Below are 18432 nucleotides of genomic sequence, written 5' to 3' on the forward strand. Positions count from 1 at the left end.
TGAAGTGCCCCCGGCGGACCAGCTGTCAGGCGTTGTAGGCGGAGAGCGGCGGGCAGGAGCAGACCAGGTTGCGGTCGCCCTTCGCGCCGTCGATGCGCCGCACCGGCGGCCAGATCTTCGGGGCACCGGTGCCCGCCGGGTAGACGGCCTCTTCGCGGGTGTACGGGTGGTTCCACTCGCCGATGGTCACGCACGCCGCGGTGTGCGGGGCGTTGCGCAGCGGGTTGTCCTCCACCGGCCACTCCCCCGCGCCCACGCGGTCGATCTCGCGCTTGATCGCGATCATCGCGTCGATGAAGCGGTCGATCTCGGCGAGGTCCTCGGACTCGGTCGGCTCGACCATCAGCGTGCCCGCCACCGGGAACGACATCGTCGGCGCGTGCAGGCCGTAGTCCGCGAGGCGCTTCGCCACGTCGTCGACGGTCACGCCGGTCGCCTTGGTGATCGGGCGCAGGTCGAGGATGCACTCGTGGGCCACGAAACCGCCCTCGCCGGTGTAGAGCACCGGGTAGTGCTCGTCCAGCCGGCGGGCGACGTAGTTCGCGGCCGCCACGGCGGTCAGGGTCGCGCGGCGCAGGCCGTCGCCGCCCATCATCCGCACGTACGCCCACGAGATCGGCAGGATCGACGCGGAACCCCATGGGGCGGCGCTGATCGGGCCGACACCGGTCGCCGGGCCCGCGGTGGGCTGCAGCGGGTGGTTCGGCAGGAACGGCGCGAGGTGCGCGCGCACACCGATCGGGCCGACGCCGGGGCCACCGCCGCCGTGCGGGATGCAGAACGTCTTGTGCAGGTTCAGATGCGAGACGTCCGAGCCGAACTTCCCGTACTGCGCGAGGCCGATGAGCGCGTTGAGGTTCGCACCGTCGACGTACACCTGACCGCCCGCGTCGTGCACCAGGCCGCAGACCTCGCGCACGGTGTCCTCGTACACGCCGTGCGTGGACGGGTAGGTGATCATGATCGCGGCGAGGTCGTTCTTGTGCTCGTCGACCGTCTCGCGCAGGTGGCCGAGGTCGATGTTCCCCTTGTCGTCACAGCGAACCACGACGACGCGCATGCCGGCCATGACGGCGGACGCGGCGTTGGTGCCGTGCGCGGACGACGGGATCAGGCAGACGTCGCGCTCCGCCTGGTCGTTCGAGCGGTGGTACGCGCGGATCGCCAGCAGGCCGGCGAACTCGCCCTGCGAACCGGCGTTGGGCTGCAACGACACCGCGTCGTAGCCGGTGACCTCCGCGAGCCACAGCTCGAGGTCGGACACGATCTTCAGCAGGCCCGCGGCGTCGGAGACGGGCGCGAACGGGTGCAGGCCTGAGAACTCCGGCCAGGTGATGGACTCCATCTCGGCCGTGGCGTTGAGCTTCATCGTGCACGAGCCGAGCGGGATCATGCTGCGGTCGAGCGCGACGTCCTTGTCCGACAAGGCACGCAGGTAGCGCAGCAGCGCGGTCTCGCTGCGGTGCGCGTGGAACACCGGGTGCGTCAGGTAGTCCGAGGTGCGGCGCAGCTCGGCGGGGATGCCGTCCGCGGTGTCCGCGTCGATGGCGTCCACATCGGACCCGGTGACGCCGAACGCCTCCCACACCGCGATGACGTGCGCCCGCGAGGTCTTCTCGTCGCAGGCGATCGCGACGACGTCGTCGGACACCTGGCGCAGGTTGATGCCGAGCGCGCGGGCCTTCTCGACGATCGCGGCGGCCTGGCCCGGCACGGAAACCCGCACGGTGTCGAAGAACTCGCCGTGCACGACGTCGAACCCGGCCTCGCACAGGCCGGTCGCGAGCACCGTCGCCATGCGGTGCGTGCGGGTCGCGATCGCGCGCAGGCCGTCCGGACCGTGGTAGACCGCGTACATCGACGCGATCACCGCGAGCAGCACCTGCGCGGTGCAGATGTTGGACGTCGCCTTCTCGCGGCGGATGTGCTGCTCGCGCGTCTGGAGCGCGAGGCGGTAGGCGAGCGAGCCGTCGGCGTCCACGGACACACCGACGAGACGGCCGGGCAGCTGGCGCTCGAGGCCCTGGCGGACGGCCATGTAGCCGGCGTGCGGACCGCCGAAGCCGATCGGCACGCCGAAGCGCTGGGTGGTGCCGACGACGACGTCCGCGCCGATCTCACCGGGCGGGCGGAGCAGCGTCAGCGCCAGCAGGTCCGCCGCGACGACGGCCTGCGCGCCCGCGGCGTGGATCTCCTCGATGAGCGCCGACTGGTCGCGCACGACGCCGGAGTCGCCGGGGTAGGACAGCAGCACGCCGAAGAAGTCACCGCCGAGGCCGAGGCCCTCGATGCCCTGCGACAGGTCGGCGACGACGATCTCGATGCCCAGCGGCTCGGCGCGCGTCTCGATGACGGCGAGCGTCTGCGGGAGCGTGTCCGCGTCCACCACGAACTTGTTCGACTTGGACCGTCCGGCGCGGCGCACCAGCGTCATCGCCTCGGCGGCGGCGGTCGACTCGTCCAGCATGGACGCGTTCGCCACCGGCAGGCCTGTCAGGTCGCCGACCATGGTCTGGAAGTTCAGCAGCGCTTCGAGACGGCCCTGCGAGATCTCCGGCTGGTACGGCGTGTAAGCCGTGTACCAGGCCGGGCTCTCCAGCACGTTGCGCAGGATCACGCCCGGCGTCACGGTGTCGTGGTAGCCGAGGCCGATCATCTGCGTCATCGGGCGGTTCCGCGAAGCGAGCTCGCGCAGCTCGGCGAGCGCCTCGGTCTCGGTGGCGGGCGCGGGCAGGTCCAGCACCAGGTCGCGCTCGCGAATGGACTCGGGGACCGCGCGCTGGGCCAGTTCCTCCAGCGACCCGACGCCGATGACGTCGAGGATCCGCGCCAGCTCTGCCGGCCGGGGGCCGACGTGCCGGTCCGCGAACGGGGTGCCGTGCTCGAGAGCGGCGAGAGGAATGCGGTCCTGCGACATAGAACGCCTCCGGGGCTGGTGCGGGCACACTGCTGCGGTGCCCTCCCCACTCTGTCCGTACCCGCTAGACGGGCGCCTGAGAGCTTCACCTGGCGAGCCAGGCTTTCACCGTCGGCGGGGCCTGAATCAGCCCACTTTCCAGAGGCGTCTCGCCCACGCGGTCCTGGGTGCCTGAGAGGTTCCGGGGAGGAACTTGCTCCTTCGGCGCCGAGCCGGGTTCGCTCGGACTCTCCCGCACGGGTTCAGCGACTACCCGCGAAGAATACCCGCCTGTTCACCCGCTAGTCCCACAGGCGCGACGGGAATCTCACTCGGGCCTGACGAGACGCGACGAACCCTCGGCGCTGCTCTTCGTCACCGGGGTCGTGAAGCCTGCTCGGCGACTAGCCGGTCGCGCGCTCGCGGCGACGACGGGACAGCTCGTCCTCGGTCATGGGAGCGATCTCGACGCCGTCGGCGCGTTCCGCGGGGAACTCGTGGATGGTGCCGCTGATCTCCCGCATGGCGCCGCTCACCGCGATGCCGAACACGCCCTGGCCGCCCTGGAGCAGGTCCACGACCTCTTCGGGGGAGGTGCACTCGTAGACCGTCGTGCCGTCGCTGAACAGCGTGATCTTCGCCAGGTCCTGCACGCCGTGCCTGCGCAGGTGGTCGACGGCGACGCGGATGTTCTGCAGCGACACCCCGGTGTCCAGCAGTCGTTTGACCACCTTCAGCACCAGCACGTCCTTGAACGAGTACAACCGCTGGCTCCCCGAGCCGTGTGCACTCCTTATGGTCGGAGCCACCAGCCCCGTCCTGGCCCAGTAGTCGAGCTGCCGGTAGGTGATCCCAGCGATCTGACACGCCGCTGGCCCCCGGTAGCCGACGAGTTCGTCCGGCAGCGAGGAGTCCGGGAACAGCTCACCCTGCTGCCCGGATTCGGCCCGGATGGGCGCTTCCTCGACCACGCCTGCCTCCCCTCGAACGGCCCGTACGCACCGGCCGTCAAGCCGCCGCGGAGCTCTAAGCACACCGTGGCGGTTCACTAGTCATCGACGGTAAGACCGGCATGGGGGCAGGTCAACGCGACGCGCGGGGTGTGTCGGCGGTCGACTCACAAGTCAACTTTCCCCATCACCCGAACTAACCGATTGAGGTGACATTTAGTGACCGTTTAGCGAGTCATGTTGCAATGAGTAGTCCGATCGAGCGACACGCACACGTGTGTCCACACCGGCCAAAAGAGACGCGGTGCGACACGCCGAACCTCTCAGGTGTCGGCGCCGCGGAAGTCCTCAGGGGACACCGAGTCGAGGAACTCGCGGAACTTCTCGACCTCGTCCTCCTGCTCGTCCGGGATGATCAGCCCGGCCTCGGCGAGCACGGACTCCTCGGCGTGGATGGGGACGCCGACGCGCAGCGCGAGCGCGACCGAGTCGCTCGGTCGTGCGGACACCCGGATGTCACCGTCGAACACGAGCTCGGCGAAGAACGTGCCTTCCTGGAGGTCCGTGATGCGGACCTGCTCCAGCTGCCGCCCGAGTGCCCCGATGACATCCTTCAGGAGGTCGTGGGTGAGCGGACGCGCCGGACGCACGCCCTGCTGTTCCAGTGCGATGGCCGTCGCCTCGACGGACCCGATCCAGATCGGCAGGTAGCGCTCACCCTCGGTTTCGCGCAGCAGGAGGATCGGCTGGTTCGCGGGCAGCTCCACCCGCACGCCGACGACGCGCATCTCGCTCATCGGGTCTCGCCTCCCTCTGCGTTCGACATCTGCGTTCGATCTCGGGAGCCCCGGTTCGTGTCCCGAGGATCCCCCGCGTTCATCTTCGACGCTACCCGCCAAGCGGGCCCCGTGCCGGGTCGCTGGACACAACGAAGCTAACTCCCCAGCACGTTCCGCAAGCTCGCCTTGACCAGCAACGAGTGCAATGCTGCGGAAAGTCCGGTCAATTCCCTGATCGTCTCGGGATCTGGGAAGGATCTCAACAGGGCGGCTTCCCGGTCGGCTGCGGCGCGAAACGCGCGGAGTTGTTCCTGCTCGACGCCCAGTCCGGTCATCGTCCGGATGATGCGGAGCATGGTGAGGTCGTCGACGGAATAGGCGCCGCCCCGACCTGGCCGGACGAGACCGTCCTGTTCGAGCTGTGCCAGTGTCGCGGCATCGATTCCGGACTGTGCAAGGAGATTCTCGCGGGAAAGGTCAGCGGATCCGATGTCGGAGAGCTGTTCCCTGATGACTCTCAGCGGCAGGTAGCGGTCACGTTGCGCGCACAGCACGAAACGGAGCCGCTCGACGTCCGACCGCGTGAACTCGCGGTAGCCGGACGACGTGCGCGCGGGGCGAACCAGTCCCTCGGACTCGAGGAACCGGATCTTCGAAATCGTGACCTCGGGGAACTCGGGGCGGAGCTCTGCGAGCACCGCCCCGATGCTGAGTCCCCGAGAGGCCACCATCAGCGCCGCTCTAGCTCTGGCCTCCGGCGCCCGGCCCCGTCAGGAAGACGAGCCGGAACTTGCCGATCTGAACCTCGTCACCGTTCGCGAGTACGGCCTGGTCGACCGGCTCGCGGTTGACGTAGGTGCCGTTGAGGCTGCCGACGTCGATGACGACGAACTCGCCGCCCTCCCTGCGGAACTCGGCGTGGCGGCGCGAGACCGTCACGTCGTCCAGGAAGATGTCGCTGTCCGGGTGGCGCCCCGCGCTGGTGGTGTCACGGTCCAGCAGGAAGCGGGAGCCCGCGTTGGGGCCACGCTTCACGACGAGGAGCGCGGAACCAGCGGGAAGTGCGTCTACGCCGGCAACGGCCGGCTCCTGGGCGGGCGCCTCGGCGCCCTCGACCTCGGCGAGGAAGTCCGCCCGGAAGACGGAGGTCCGCTCCGGGGACTGCTCCGGCGGAACGCCTGGGCCGTCGTTCGTGCTCACCTGAGCTCTCCTCCTGCTGCTGGAACCGTCTTGACCCTGCAAACCTATCGTGCCTGCGTCGTCGGCCGAGGAGCGGCTCCCCAACCGACCGAAGATGCGACGGAAGATCGTCGTCACTCCTTCTCCACCAACGCTTTGTACCCGCCCGCGTCGAGCAGGTCGTCAGCGCTGGCGGGATCGGTCAGCCGGAGCTCGATCATCCAGCCCTCGCCGTACGGATCGGTGTTCACCAGCTCCGGCTGCTGGTCGAGCTGGTCGTTGCGCGAGACCACCTCGCCCTCGAGCGGCGCGAAGATGTCGGACACGCTCTTGGTGGACTCCACCTCGCCGAGCGTGTCGCCCGGATTCACGGTCTGCCCGATCTCCGGGAGCTGGACGAACACCACGTCGCCGAGCTGCTCCTGGGCGTAGTCGGTGATGCCGATCCGAACGGTGTCCTCACCCGTGCGCGCGACCCACTCGTGTTCCTCGGTGTACCTGAGCTCCTCGGGAATCACCTAACTGCGCTCCTTGACTACTGGACCTGTTGACAGTGATCTTTCCACGCTCGATCAGGTACTTGACACCGGACGTCGCATGGCCAGGAAGAACTGGTAGACGTACAGCAGCGCCGACCACAGGTAGAGCGCGCCGCCCCAGGCGATGAACGCGTACGCGAACGGCTTCGCGGCCTGCGCCCAGCCGCTGTCCCCCTGCGCGAGCAGCAGCAGCGGGAACGCGTACAGCAGGTTGAAGGTCGCCGCCTTGCCGAGGTACGTCACCTCGAACGGCCCGTACCCGCGGCGCCGCAGGATCAGCAGGCAGATGCCCACCACGAGCTCCCGTGCCACGAGGACGGCCGCGATCCACACCGGAATGATGTCCCTGACCACGAACGCCAGCAGCGTGGAGAACACGTAGAGGCGGTCCGCGGCCGGGTCCAGGAGCGTGCCGAGGCGGCTCGTCTGGTCGAGCCACCTGGCGAGCTTGCCGTCGAGCCAGTCGCTCAGACCCGCGGCGACCAGGACCAGGAGGGCCCAGCCGTCCTCCTTCGGGACCAGCAGGAGGTACAGGAACAGCGGGACACCGGCCAGCCGCAGGACGCTGAGCAGGTTCGGGATGGTCAGCAGGCGATCAGCCGGGTCGCGCACACCCGCACTGTAATGGTCAAGTGGGCCTGATGCGGTGGCAGGCACGCGGTGGGGGCGCGGTGTCACGGGTGGGCCGGTCACGGGCTGCACGAGCGCACCGCAGACCGAAGCGCACCAGGAACTGAAGTGGACCTTCAGGAAGCGAACCGTCGAGCGTCCCGAACCAGTCGCGTCAGCGGGCCGTTGACACCGCGCACGCACCAGAACTGTCGGTGCTCACTGGCAAGAATGAGAACCCGGCGGGGACGGCTGCGAAAGCATGCGCGCCCCACGAGTTGCCGGCGAAGAAGGAAGATCAGGCGCAGCGTGTGCGGGTCCACCCACGACGCTGCAGGTCGGCACCGCTCAGAGCGTGCGGCCGGCCGCGGTCGTCGACGCCGACCCAGCGAGCGCGGAAACCCTCGAGCACGTAGGCGTGACCCTTGCTCCACACAACGCTGCAAGGCGCGGTGGGCAGGGTCGATCCCTGCGTCGGCTGGGCTTCCGTGGCGGTTCTCATCGCATTCCCTCCGTGTGTCAGGGATGTCGGTCGCCGGTGCTCCGGCGTTATCCCTGGAAACGAATTCTGGACCAATGTGGTTCAGGTCACCGCCAACTCGGGGGTGTGACGCGGTCGGCGGAGCTGATCTCGCGCCGAGCTGCAAATGGTCTAAGCCGGGCGGATGACCGGCCGCTCGTCTCATTTGCCGTTCACCGTGCGCGAGCTACCGCACACCCCGCGTCGGCCATAGGCCCGACTGAACGTCCGGCCTAATGTGGGCGCGTGGACCAGGTGAGATTCGGCCCCCAGCTGATCACGCGACTACTCGACTACCTGTGCGCCGAGCTGCACGGATGCCTCGGAGCGGGGCTCACCGTGTGGTCGGACGACACGCTCACGCCGCTCATCCAGCGCGGCGCGGCGGAGGGACGGGAGGAGGACGTCGCGAAATACGGCGCGCTCGAGGAGCAGGTGTGCGTCGACGACCTCGACGGCATGGGGTTTCTCGCGGTGCCCGGCAGCTGGGGCAACGAGGGGCCGTTGGTGCTCACCCTCTACCTCGACCACCCGCCGTCGAGTCACGACCTGCGGGTCGTCGAGGAGATCGAGCCGATGCTGTCGATGGCGGCCGCGGTCGTCGAGTTCTGCGCGGGCGAGGTCATGCGGGCGGACCAGATGGTCACGATGATGCAGCACAGGCGGGTCATCGAGCAGGCGAAGGGCCTCGTCATGGGGCAGCAGCGGATCCCGGCGGGCGCGGCCTTCCAGACGCTCGTGCGGGCCAGCCAGCACGCCAACGTCAAGCTGCGCGACCTGTGCTCCGCGCTCGTGCTGCAGGTGTGCGGCACTCTGGACGAAACGGACGTCGTGCCGGTCACCGCACCCGGCGACGACGCCGTGCGGGTCGCCCGGCAGGTGTGGGCCGCGCTACAGCCGGGTTGAGCACGATGAAACAGGGGTAGGACGTGGGCGTGCAGCGAACAACGGACCACTTGCAGATCCGCCTGTGGGCGGAGCAGCGGGACGCCGTCCCCACGTCCGGGCCCGCGTTCGACTTCCCCGCGTACGACGACGTGGACCCGCTCTCGTGGGACCGGTGGTTCGAGGAGTTCGACCGGCGCGGGCTGGAGTTCGTCTACCGGGAGGATCCCGGCAACTTCTACGAACTGCGACCGCGCTCGCACAGCTGACCCGGCTTGTGATCGCCCAGCCGCGTCCGTACGGTGAGTACGCAGCGGTTGAGCCACCAGCCGCGTTTCCAGGCTGTGGGGAGCACGCTGCGTCGCAGGTGCCCCTGTCGTCAGCGACAAGGGAGAAATAAGTGACCGTGCAGGATCCGAACGTCGTGCGACACGACACGGACCCGCTCATCGAGGTCGTCGTCAAGCGACTCGAGAACGGCGTCACCGTGCTCACCGTGGCCGGTGAGGTCGACATGACGACGGCACCCGGCCTGCGCACCACCGTCGGCGACCACAGCACCAGCGGCTCGAAACTGGTGCTCGACCTGAGCCGGGTCACCTTCCTCGGCTCCGCTGGGCTCGCCGTGCTCGTGGAGGCGTCGCAGCAGACCAAGACCCGCGGCGTCGAGCTGCGCGTCGTGGCCGTCGAGCGCGCGGTGACGCGTCCGCTGGAGGCCACCGGGCTCGGGGACGTGTTCAGCGTCCACCCGTCGGTCGAGTCGGCGATCAGCTCCTGAGGTCCACCACCGCGCTCAACCCTTCGACCGCCGCACGCGCCGCCGCTTGACGAGGCGCGTGCACGGTCAGGCGGTTGCCTGCCGCACGAGCGACTTCCGCGACCGCGTGCAACGCGTGCACCAGGCCGTCGGTCTGTCCGACGAACTCGGCCAGGTCGACGGTCAGCGGCACCGAGCCACCCCTGGCGAGCGTCGAGAGCGTGCGCCTCAGCGTCGGTCCCGCGTGCCCCGGCACGTTGCCCCGCACCACCACCTCGACCTGTCCGGAGGCCTCGTGCACCAGCACCTCGTGCCCGACGGGCACGCGCGGTCCCTCCTGCAGCGGCACGAGCACGGGGTGGCTGGCGAGGCGCAGCGTGACGGTGGTGCCCGTCAGCGCGCGGTCGACGATGACCTGGTCCACGTTCTCGCGCATGAGGAGCAGTCCCCGTCCCCTGCTGGACAGGGTGGCCGGACGGGGGCGCCACCGCCCGCGGTCGGTCACGGCGACGCAGACCGCGCCGTCGGCCGTCACTTCCGCGCGCAGCTGGACGCGGCCCTTCATGGGACCCTGGTAGGCGTGCTCGACAGCGTTGCTCACGGCCTCGCTGACCGCGAGAACCAGGTTGGCGACGGAGTCGTCGTCGAGCCCCGCGTCGTCGAGCCAGGAGGCCACCTGGTGCCTGACAGCCGCCACCTGCCGCGAATGCGCGGGGAACTCCAACGCCAGCTCGTTGGTCACAGCCCTCCAAACGGGGGCTACAACCTCACCCCAGGGTGGTTTTCCCCCGTGGCGCTTTGCCTACACGTGTGAAATGAGATCAATTCGGGTACGGCAGAACATGTGCCGAACCACAGGAGAAACGGACTACGAGGTGGGTGTGTCGCAGTTGGGAGAAGACGAGGGCGTCGAGCTCCGCATGTCGGCGGACGCGAAGCAGCTCGCGGTCGTGCGCACGGTCGCGGCTGACATCGCGATGCGACAGGACTTCGACCTCGACTCGATCGAGGACCTGAAGCTCGCCGTCGACGAGACGTGCTCGACGTTGATCACGCTGGCGGCGCCGAAGGTGGTGCTCTCGTGCCGGTTCGTCGTCGCTCAGGACGGCGCGATCCACGTCTTCGCGCAGGTTCCGTCGAACGGCTCCGCTCCGCCCGACCGGGAGAGCTTCGGCTGGCGGGTGCTGACCGCGCTCGTCGACTCGGTCACGACGTGGGTCGAGCCCGCCACGACCGGCGACGGTCACGTGGTGCACATCGACCTCGTGAAGAGGTCGGCGGGGACGGTGGATGAGTGAGCGGTTCGGACTCCGGCGGATACGACCACCTGGCGCCGCTGTTCGCCGAGCTGGCCGCGACCGAGGAGGGGCCGGCTCGGGAGGCGCTGCGCGACCAGCTGGTCACCGAGCACCTGCCGGTGGCCAAGCACATCGCGCGCCGGTTCGGGCACCGCGGTGAGCCCTACGAGGACCTGGTGCAGGTCGCGACCGTCGGGCTGATCAACGCCGTCGACCGGTTCGACCCCGAACGGGGCAGCGACTTCCTGTCGTTCGCGGTGCCCACGATCATGGGCGAGGTCCGCAAGTACTTCCGCGACTCGTCGTGGTCGGTCCGCATGCCGCGGCGGCTCAAGGAGCTGCACCTGGCGATCAACGCGGGCACGTCGCGGCTCGCGCAGAGCCTCGGTCGCGCGCCGACGCCGTCGGAGCTGGCCGCGCACCTCGGGATGACCCGCGAGGAGATCCACGAAGGCCTCGCCGCGGGCAACGCCTACCAGAGCGCGTCGCTGGACGACATGCTGATGGCGTCGGACGAGTCGTCGATCTCGCTGGGGAGCACGCTCGGCGCCGAGGACCCCGAGCTCGAGATGATCGAGCAGCGGGAAGCGTTGCACCCCTTGCTGGAGCGGCTGCCGGAGCGCGAACGCAAGATCGTGATCATGCGGTTCTTCGGGAACATGACGCAGACGCAGATCGCGCAGAAGGTCGGCATCTCGCAGATGCACGTGTCCCGCCTGCTGGCGAAGACACTCCGCCAGCTGCGGGACGTGCTGGAAGAGGCTTAGGTGATCTCGAGGGTGGCGCCGGATCGCAACGGTCCGGCGCGCCCCTCACCCACACAGCCTGTTCGGCTGCAGCTCAGGCGATCTTCAGACGGCGCCGGGTGGCGGCGATGATCTGGCGCCGCTCGTCCTCGCCCATGCCGCCCCACACGCCGTACGGCTCCTGAGCCCTCAACGCGTGCGCGCGGCACTGCGCGAGCACCGGACAACTCCGGCAGATCTCCTTGGCCTTCGACTCACGGGCGACGCGCGCGTAGCCGCGTTCGTTCTCGGGGTGGAAGAAGATCGCACTGTTGCGGCCCCGGCACAGCCCTTCGAGCTGCCAGTCCCACACGTCGGTCACCGGTTTGGGCAGACGGGTCGTGCAGGTCATCGCGACTCCCTCACGTGGGCGGATCAGGTCGTTGCGATCACTGCGTACCCCCGGCGTCAGCCTGCCCAAACCTCCCGAGTTGCGATCAAAGCCTTTCCGGTGCCTCGATACCCAGAAGTGACAGCCCCAGGGTCAGCACGCGCGACGTGAGGTCCGCCAGGAGCAGGCGCGAGTCCTGGACCTCCTGCGACGGGGCGGTCAGCACCGGGCACTCGTTGTAGAACGTCGAGAACGCGGTGGCCGTCTCGAACAGGTAGCCGGTGAGCTTGTGCGGCGCGTAGCCCTCGATGGCCGCCTGCACGGCCGGCGGGAGCTGGAGCAGCTTGAGCAGCAGCTCGCGCTCGGCAGGCTCCCCCACGACGATGCGGGCAGCGGCCTCGGGAACCCGGCCCACCTTGCGCGAGATCGACAGGGCGCGGGCGTTGGCGTACTGGGAGTAGACGGACGTGTCGCCGTTCTTGGCGAGCATCTTGTCCCAGGTGAAGACGTAGTCCTTCTCGCGGTCGTTGGAGAGGTCCGCGTACTTCACCGCGCCGATGCCGATCGCGCGCGCGACGTCGGGCTGGTCCGCCGCGTCCACTTCGGACTTCTCCGGCATGACCTTGCCGGCCTCGAAAACGGCTTCCTGCAGCAGGTCCGCGAGCTTGACCGTCCCGCCCGTGCGGGTGCGGAACATCTTGCCGTCCTCACCGAGGATCGAGCCGAACCCGATGTGCACGGACGTGTGGTCGTCGGTCAGCCAGCCGGCCTGGCGGGCGATCGCGAACAGCATCTGGAAGTGCTGGGACTGCGGCGATCCCACGACGTACAGCAGGTCGTCGACCTTGCGGTCGCGGATCCAGTAGCGGATGGTCGCGAAGTCCGTCGTCGCGTAGCCGTAGCCGCCGTCGCTCTTGCGCACGATCAGCGGCAGCCGGTCGCCGTCGCGGTTGCGGAAGCCGGGCGGGAACACGCACAGCGCCCCGTCGCTCTCCTCGATCTGCCCGGCGTTCTGCAGCTCGGTGATCGTGTCCGCGAGGAACGGGTTGTAGAAGCTCTCGCCGTAGCTGTCCTCGGCCGTCATGCCGACGCCGAGCAGCTCGTACACCTGCTGGAAGTGCCGCAGCGACTCGTCGACCAGGTCGCGCCACAGCGCGAGGGTCCGCTCGTCGCCGCCCTGGAGCGCCACCACGCGCTTGCGCGCACGGGTCGCGAAGTCCGGGTCGGCGTCGAACTTCTGCCGCGCCTCCTGGTAGAACGCGTTCAGGTCGCTGATCGAGTGGTCGTCGCCCGCGTCCGAGGTCTCGGTGAGGTGCTCGATGAGCATGCCGAACGGCGTGCCCCAGTCACCGAGGTGGTTGTGCGGGATGACCTCGTGCCCGACGAACGTCAGCAGCCGCGACAGCGCGTCGCCGATGATCGCCGACCGCAGGTGGCCGACGTGCATCTCCTTGGCGACGTTCGGGCTGCTGTAGTCGATCGCGATCCGGCGCGGCGACTCGACGACGGGCACGCCGAGGCGGTCGTCGGTCAGCAGCGACACGGCCTCGGACTCGAGCCACGAGGTGCGCAGGGTCAGGTTGATGAACCCCGGCCCGGCGATCTCCGGTTCCTCGACCGCGTCCGCCGCGTCCAGCGCGCCGACGATCAGCGCGGCGACCTCGCGCGGGTTTTTCCCGAGCTTCTTGGCGAGGCTCATCGCGACGTTGCACTGGAAGTCGACGCCGTCGCGGTTGGACGGTCGGATCACCGCTTCCTCGGGGGTGATCTCGACTCCCAGCGACACGCGCAGCGCCGCCGCGACCCGCTGGCCAAGCTCCAGCCCGACATCTCCCCGCAACACGCGAATCGCCCTCCTGAACCGTAAAAGGCCAGTATTCCATCACCGCCCGAGCAGCAGCCCACCGCCGAGCACCAGCGAGCCGACGGACACGACGAGGAACAGCAGCACCCACGCCAGCGCGGGCACCGGCGTGAGCCTGGCCAGGATGTCCGCGTCCGAGCCGCGGGCCTGCCGCCGCCAGCGCTTCACCTGCAGCTCCCACACCGGCCGCACGCCGCCGAAGAGCAGGAACCAGCAGAAGCCGAACGCGCACGCGTCGCGCACCGGGTCGGACGCGTAGAAGGACACCCAGACGAGGATCGCGCCGGTCGCGATCACCGAGATGACGCCGAAGACGTTGCGGGTCATCACCAGCACCGCGGCGAGCAGCGCGATCGACAGCCACAGCATCAACCGCACCTGGTCACCGACGACCAGCAGCGCGAACCCGAGGCCGAGCAGCGACGGCGCGACGTAGCCCGCCATCGCGGTGAACACCATGCCGGGCCCGGTCGGACGGCCGCGCGAGACGGTGAGGCCGGAGGTGTCGGAGTGCAGCTTGATGCCGGACAACCGCCTGCCGGTCAGCACCGCCACCAGGGCGTGCCCGCCCTCGTGGGCGATCGTCACGACGTTGCGGCTCAGCCGCCACAGGACCCCGATCGCGACGAGGAGGAACGCGGCCGCGGCCGGGCCCCACAGGACCAACTGCTCTTGGGTGGGCATATCCGATGTTGACATGGAGCGCGCTCCAGGATGAAACCTGCTCCCCATGGGACACGAGATCTGCTTGGGCGCACTGCCGTTCGGAAACACGCTCGACGAGCGCACCTCGTTCGAGATCCTCGACCGCTTCGTCGACGCCGGCGGCACGTTCATCGACACCGCGAACAACTACGCGTTCTGGACGGGCACCGGCGACGAGAGCGAGGACATGCTCGGCCGCTGGATCAAGGCACGCGGCAACCGGGACTCGCTTTACCTGGCAACGAAGATGGGCGCGCGGCCGCTCACGCCGGGAACCGGACTGGAGAACGCGGAGGGCCTGTCCGCGACGGCCGTGAAGGCGGCGATCGACGGCAGCCTCACCCGGCTGGGCATCGACCGCGTGGACGTCTTCTACGCGCACATCGAGGACCGCGCGGTGCCGCTGGAGGAGACGCTGGGCGCGTTCGCCGAGCTGGTCGACGCGGGCAAGGTGACGACGATCGGCGCCAGCAACCACGCGACCTGGCGGCTGGAACGGGCTCGCGCGCTGGCGAAGGCCAACGGCTGGCCGCTGTTCACGTACGTGCAGGGCAGGCACAGCTACCTGCGGCCGCGGCCGAACGCGGTGCTGAACGAGGCGGGCCACACGCAGCTCACCGACGAGCTGTTCGACTACGCGCGGGCCGAGGGCGACCTGAAGCTGGTGGCGTACACGACGCTGCTGTTCGGCGCCTACACCAACCCGGAGAAGCCGCTGCAGGAGTACTACGACCACCCCGGCACGACGCGGCGGCTCCGGGTGCTGAACGAGGTCGCCGCCGAGCTCGGGGTCACCACCAACCAGGTGGTGCTCGCGTGGCTGCTGCACTCCGACCCGCCCGTGGTGCCGATCGTGGGCGTCAGTGCGGTGGCACAGCTGGAGGAGGCCCTCCAGGCACGCGAGATCGAGCTCGACGGCGACCTGATGTCACGCCTTGATGCTGCTCGCTGAGTCCTTCGGCTTCGGCAGCTTCTCCGTAGCCGGGTCGATCACCGCCTGCTCCTTGGTGATCGGCTCGGGCCTGGCGTCCCGCGCGGCCCGCGGCTCGGGAACGTCCTTCTCCCGCACGTCCTTCTCCCGCACGTCGGTATCCCGCAGGTCGTTCTCCGGCACGTCGGTCTCGGAGGAGGCGACCGGCTCGTCCTCCATCTCGATCAGCTTGCGCCGCGCGGGCAGCACGGCCATGAAGAGACCGAGCACGGCGATGCCGAGGTGCAGCCAGTTGTCGAACGCGTTGAGCGCCAGCGGGTTCCCGAGACCGGAGACCGGGTTGGCTGTCAGCACGCCCGCGATCATCAGGCCCCACACGAACACGGCGCCGTAACCGAGGAGCAGCAGCCAGCCGTACAGCCGCGAGAGGCCGGAGCGCATGGCCATCAGCAGGCCCAGCACGCCGACCGCGACGTGCAGAGCGTTGTGCATCGGGTTGACCGAGAAGCCGAGCACGAACGCGTGGTCGTCGCCGGTCGCGCCGGTGCGGGTGAAGCCGACGACACCGAACACGACGAACGCGATACCGGTGAGCGCGGCCAGCACCTGCACGGGTTGCAGGCCCGCGACCTTGACAGTGACGCGGTGGGTCATGACGCCTCCAGAGGTCTGTCTCACCCACCGCAGGTACCCGAGCGGTCACGCTGGCAAACCCCCGGCGTGCCGTCAGGCGGGCTTGTGCCCCACCGCGGCGTACCCGCCGTGCAGCAGCCGGACCTGCCCGTCCCCGACCAGCGTCAGACCGTCCAGATAGGACTCCATGCGCCCGGTGTGCGACACCGCGAGGAACCCGTTGGGCGGTAACGCGTCCCGGTAGGCCGCGACGAGCCGGTGCGGGTCGGTGGCGTCGTCCACGTACCGGAGCACGTCGACCATGAGCACCGCGAACGGCTCGTTCAGGTCGATGCTCATCTCGGGGTGGTGCAGCAGCCGGTCCGGGCAGCGGAAGTCCGCCTGCACGATCCGCGCGTTCGGGTCGCCGCGCAGGATGGCGCGGCCGAACGCGACGGTCGGCTTGTCGTGGTCGACGTACACCACGCGCGCGCCAGGAGCGGTCTCGTGGACGCTGCCGCACGTCGGTATGCCGGAGCCGAGGTCGAGGAACTGGCGCACGCCCGCGTCGTGGCAGTGCTTGACGGCACGCCGCAGGAACGCCCGGTTCGCCCGGCTGACGAGCGGCAGCTCGGGCTCGATGCGCACCGCCTGCTTGGCGAACGCGCGATCGACGGCGAAGTTGTGCACGCCGCCGAGGTAGTAGTCGTAGATCCGTGCGGCACTCGGCCGACGTACGTCGACCTCGTAGCGTGCGCAGACAGGGACCGCAGGCATCACCAGAGGGTAACCGTCCTCTAGTCCGAACGAGCGAAGTATCCCAAAATCTTTGGGTCCATCTGACATGGGTTTCGGCACCGCGCGCCAGACCCTTTAGACCAGCTTGACAGGTTGACCGGACAGAGACTGGACAAGTGGCCCGCTGGACGTGGGACGGCCCGGTCCACCCCACTGAGACCGGGCCGAGTAGCGCGTACGGGGATCGAACCCGTGTTTCCGGATTGAGATTCCGGTGTCCTCACCACTGGACGAACACGCCGGGGACGCGCATGCGAAAATGACATATCGGCATGCGCGCTGGAAGATTGTGCGAACTAGGTGGCCGACAGCGGCGGTTGTCGACGAACTACCAGGTCAAGTTGAGGGAACCTCGGCAAGTGCGCTCACCGCCGAGGATGGCGGGAGCACCGTTCCAGTCTTCCGCTTCAATAGCGGACAAGAACCTGAATTCGGTGGTCATCGAGGTCCCTCCTTTCTTGTTCACGGGTATTACCTTGCCCCGTGCGGAGGGAGTGGTCAAAGCAATTAATCAGGCCATCCGGGCGGTAGCCAGTGCACCGCCTGCCACAGGTCAGCTCGCACACCGGCGTCCGCCAGGTCAAGACCCAGCATGCGTTCGATGTGCCTGATTCGGTGCCGAACGCTGTTGCGATGGATACCGAGCACGGAGGCGCTGCGGTCCCAGTTGCCATGTTGCGCGAGCCACACCCGCAGTGTTTCGACCAGCCCGCGCGCCGATCGGCCGCTCGCCAGCGGGGCCATCAGGCGCACCGCGAAACGGGCCGCCTGTGCCGGTTCGACCAGCGACGAAACGGATCCGAGTTCGGACGCGCGTTGTGAACGGCCTGACGCGAGCGCCGAACGGAGCAGCGACTCGGCCTCGTCCGACGCGGCGCCGAGCTCGCCTGCGCCGACAGGTCCGCTGACCCCGACGACCCAGCCCTGCTCGGCCACCCGGTCGAGGTCGACGGAGTTACCCGCAGCCACCACCGCACGCAGTCCGGGTTCACCCAGATCGATCAACGGCGTCCCTAACGTCTGGGTCAGCAGCTCGTGGTCCGCGGGAGCTCTTCGCAGGCTCCGCCCGGCGATCACCCGGTACTCGCGGCTGTCCAGCACGAGCGCCAGCTGGTCGGCGGCGGGCAGGCCGAGCAGCAGCCTGGCGGCGAGCCGCGCGGGGTGGCCGCGTGAGGTGTCGGCGTCGCGGCGCAGCAGGCTGAGCACCGCGACGGCGACGGCGACGACCGCGCGTTCGGCGACGGAAAGCGCTGTCTCCCTTCCCACGACGAGGATCGCGGGACGCAGCGACAGCTGTTCGACGGGGTTCAGCACGACGTGGTCGTCGCCGACGGACGTGCTCGCGCTGCGCGGGCCGGTGCCCGCGCCGACGCGCCGGGCGAGCCCGGCCAGTTCGCCGGACAGCTCGGGCGCGCGGGCGGACCTGCCGAGCACCGCGCCGTTCGCGTCGAGCAGCAGCACCCAGCAGTCGAGCGCGACGGCGAGCGCGGTGACCGTGCCGTCGACGGGCCTGATCCGCACCGCTGCTCGGGTGAGCGCGCGTTGCGAGTCCGCGAGCATGCGCAGCTCGGCGTTCTGACGCTCGGCGAGCAGGTCGCCGACTGCCTGGCTGACCGCCAGGAACGGCGTGTCCGGCGGTACCGCGACGAGTGGCATGCCCTGCGCCGCGCACTCCTCGACGAGCCGCGCGGGCACCTCGGCGTACTCGGGCATGACGCCGAACGCGACCGCGCTGACGCCGGACGACACGAGTCCGGCGACGTAGCGGTCGACGTCGTCGGGGAACTTCACGCCCGCCGTCATCAGCAGTTCCTGGCCGACCAGGAACGGGGTCGGGTCGGCGAGCTCGCTCACGTGGGCCCAGCGCACGGGCCGGTCGAGCTGGTCCTCACCGCACAGGACGGCGAGTCCGAGCTCGGGGCGGGCCACCACCGCACGCAACGAGACGGTTTGCACAACCATGGTCCGTCAATTGTGCACATCAACCACTTACC

The 18432-nt window shown here is 69.2% G+C and carries 20 protein-coding genes, 1 tRNA gene and 1 riboswitch; of the genes, 6 read left to right on the forward strand and 15 right to left on the reverse strand.

Features of this window, described 5'->3' with window-relative positions; all coding sequences use genetic code 11:
- Positions 1–25: 25 nt before the first annotated feature.
- The 7 genes from gcvP to FKR81_RS11625 form a co-directional block, all read right to left on the reverse strand.
- Positions 26–2917, reverse strand: coding sequence for an aminomethyl-transferring glycine dehydrogenase (gcvP, locus tag FKR81_RS11595; protein WP_146351005.1), 2892 nt, complete (start codon positions 2915–2917; stop codon positions 26–28).
- A gap of 148 nt (positions 2918–3065) precedes the next feature.
- Positions 3066–3162: riboswitch (glycine riboswitch) on the reverse strand.
- 138 nt (positions 3163–3300) lie between these two features.
- Positions 3301–3867 (reverse strand): MerR family transcriptional regulator, encoded by a 567-nt coding sequence (locus tag FKR81_RS11600; RefSeq protein WP_146351006.1) that lies wholly within the window; start codon positions 3865–3867, stop codon positions 3301–3303.
- A 302-nt stretch (positions 3868–4169) separates the two neighbouring features.
- A complete protein-coding gene (locus FKR81_RS11605; RefSeq protein ID WP_146351007.1) occupies positions 4170–4643 on the reverse strand; it encodes a bifunctional nuclease family protein in 474 nt (157 codons plus the stop codon).
- Positions 4644–4780: 137 nt separating this feature from the next.
- Positions 4781–5356, reverse strand: a complete 576-nt coding sequence (locus FKR81_RS11610) for a MerR family transcriptional regulator (protein WP_146351008.1) — start codon at positions 5354–5356, stop codon at positions 4781–4783.
- 10 nt (positions 5357–5366) lie between these two features.
- Positions 5367–5825 (reverse strand): glycogen accumulation regulator GarA, encoded by a 459-nt coding sequence (gene garA / locus FKR81_RS11615; RefSeq protein ID WP_146351009.1) that lies wholly within the window; start codon positions 5823–5825, stop codon positions 5367–5369.
- Between the two features lie 113 nt (positions 5826–5938).
- Positions 5939–6322 carry a glycine cleavage system protein GcvH gene (gcvH, locus tag FKR81_RS11620; protein WP_146351010.1) on the reverse strand — a complete coding sequence of 128 codons (384 nt, stop codon included), beginning with the start codon at positions 6320–6322 and terminating at the stop codon, positions 5939–5941.
- 54 nt (positions 6323–6376) lie between these two features.
- Positions 6377–6955: a CDP-alcohol phosphatidyltransferase family protein gene (locus FKR81_RS11625; RefSeq protein ID WP_146351011.1), complete on the reverse strand. Its 579-nt coding sequence runs from the start codon at positions 6953–6955 to the stop codon at positions 6377–6379.
- A 763-nt stretch (positions 6956–7718) separates the two neighbouring features.
- Here FKR81_RS11625 and FKR81_RS11635 point away from each other — a divergent pair.
- The 3 genes from FKR81_RS11635 to FKR81_RS11645 all read left to right on the forward strand — a co-directional run bounded on the left by FKR81_RS11635 (position 7719) and on the right by FKR81_RS11645 (position 9135).
- Positions 7719–8378: an ANTAR domain-containing protein gene (locus FKR81_RS11635; protein ID WP_146351013.1), complete on the forward strand. Its 660-nt coding sequence runs from the start codon at positions 7719–7721 to the stop codon at positions 8376–8378.
- A gap of 29 nt (positions 8379–8407) precedes the next feature.
- Positions 8408–8626: a hypothetical protein gene (locus FKR81_RS43495; protein WP_186762919.1), complete on the forward strand. Its 219-nt coding sequence runs from the start codon at positions 8408–8410 to the stop codon at positions 8624–8626.
- Between the two features lie 131 nt (positions 8627–8757).
- Positions 8758–9135 (forward strand): STAS domain-containing protein, encoded by a 378-nt coding sequence (locus FKR81_RS11645; protein WP_235921462.1) that lies wholly within the window; start codon positions 8758–8760, stop codon positions 9133–9135.
- Here FKR81_RS11645 and FKR81_RS11650 read toward each other — a convergent pair.
- Positions 9125–9856: an ATP-binding protein gene (locus FKR81_RS11650; RefSeq protein ID WP_146351014.1), complete on the reverse strand. Its 732-nt coding sequence runs from the start codon at positions 9854–9856 to the stop codon at positions 9125–9127. The genes FKR81_RS11645 and FKR81_RS11650 overlap by 11 nt on opposite strands.
- 139 nt (positions 9857–9995) lie before the next feature.
- Between FKR81_RS11650 and FKR81_RS11655 the strand changes: the two genes are divergently transcribed.
- Both FKR81_RS11655 and FKR81_RS11660 read left to right on the forward strand, forming a co-directional pair.
- Positions 9996–10412: an ATP-binding protein gene (locus FKR81_RS11655; RefSeq protein ID WP_235921463.1), complete on the forward strand. Its 417-nt coding sequence runs from the start codon at positions 9996–9998 to the stop codon at positions 10410–10412.
- Positions 10409–11179 carry a SigB/SigF/SigG family RNA polymerase sigma factor gene (locus FKR81_RS11660; protein ID WP_146351016.1) on the forward strand — a complete coding sequence of 257 codons (771 nt, stop codon included), beginning with the start codon at positions 10409–10411 and terminating at the stop codon, positions 11177–11179. Before FKR81_RS11655 ends, FKR81_RS11660 begins: the two co-directional genes overlap by 4 nt.
- A gap of 73 nt (positions 11180–11252) precedes the next feature.
- On the opposite strand, the gene FKR81_RS11665 is transcribed toward FKR81_RS11660, so the two are convergent.
- From FKR81_RS11665 to FKR81_RS11675, 3 genes are all read right to left on the reverse strand, one after another.
- Positions 11253–11549: a WhiB family transcriptional regulator gene (locus FKR81_RS11665; RefSeq protein ID WP_146351017.1), complete on the reverse strand. Its 297-nt coding sequence runs from the start codon at positions 11547–11549 to the stop codon at positions 11253–11255.
- Positions 11550–11634: 85 nt separating this feature from the next.
- Entirely contained in the window at positions 11635–13371 is a 1737-nt protein-coding gene (gene argS / locus FKR81_RS11670; protein WP_146351018.1) for an arginine--tRNA ligase, read from the reverse strand.
- A gap of 39 nt (positions 13372–13410) precedes the next feature.
- Positions 13411–14091 carry a M50 family metallopeptidase gene (locus FKR81_RS11675; protein ID WP_186762920.1) on the reverse strand — a complete coding sequence of 227 codons (681 nt, stop codon included), beginning with the start codon at positions 14089–14091 and terminating at the stop codon, positions 13411–13413.
- 31 nt (positions 14092–14122) lie between these two features.
- On the opposite strand from FKR81_RS11675, the gene FKR81_RS11680 reads away from it, so the two are divergent.
- Positions 14123–15049, forward strand: a complete 927-nt coding sequence (locus FKR81_RS11680) for an aldo/keto reductase (protein ID WP_146351020.1) — start codon at positions 14123–14125, stop codon at positions 15047–15049.
- Here FKR81_RS11680 and FKR81_RS11685 read toward each other — a convergent pair.
- The 4 genes from FKR81_RS11685 to FKR81_RS11700 form a co-directional block, all read right to left on the reverse strand.
- Positions 15026–15682, reverse strand: coding sequence for a DUF4383 domain-containing protein (locus tag FKR81_RS11685; RefSeq protein ID WP_146351021.1), 657 nt, complete (start codon positions 15680–15682; stop codon positions 15026–15028). The two genes, FKR81_RS11680 and FKR81_RS11685, sit on opposite strands and share 24 nt — an antisense overlap.
- Before the next feature lie 72 nt (positions 15683–15754).
- The gene (locus FKR81_RS11690) at positions 15755–16417 is read right to left on the reverse strand and encodes an SAM-dependent methyltransferase (RefSeq protein WP_146351022.1); all 663 of its coding nucleotides are present in this window, start codon (positions 16415–16417) and stop codon (positions 15755–15757) included.
- 190 nt (positions 16418–16607) lie between these two features.
- A tRNA-Glu gene (locus FKR81_RS11695) sits at positions 16608–16679 on the reverse strand.
- A 266-nt stretch (positions 16680–16945) separates the two neighbouring features.
- Entirely contained in the window at positions 16946–18400 is a 1455-nt protein-coding gene (locus tag FKR81_RS11700; RefSeq protein WP_146351023.1) for a PucR family transcriptional regulator, read from the reverse strand.
- Positions 18401–18432: the final 32 nt, after the last annotated feature.

Source organism: Lentzea tibetensis (genome assembly GCF_007845675.1).
In the GTDB taxonomy this organism is placed as follows: domain Bacteria; phylum Actinomycetota; class Actinomycetes; order Mycobacteriales; family Pseudonocardiaceae; genus Lentzea; species Lentzea tibetensis.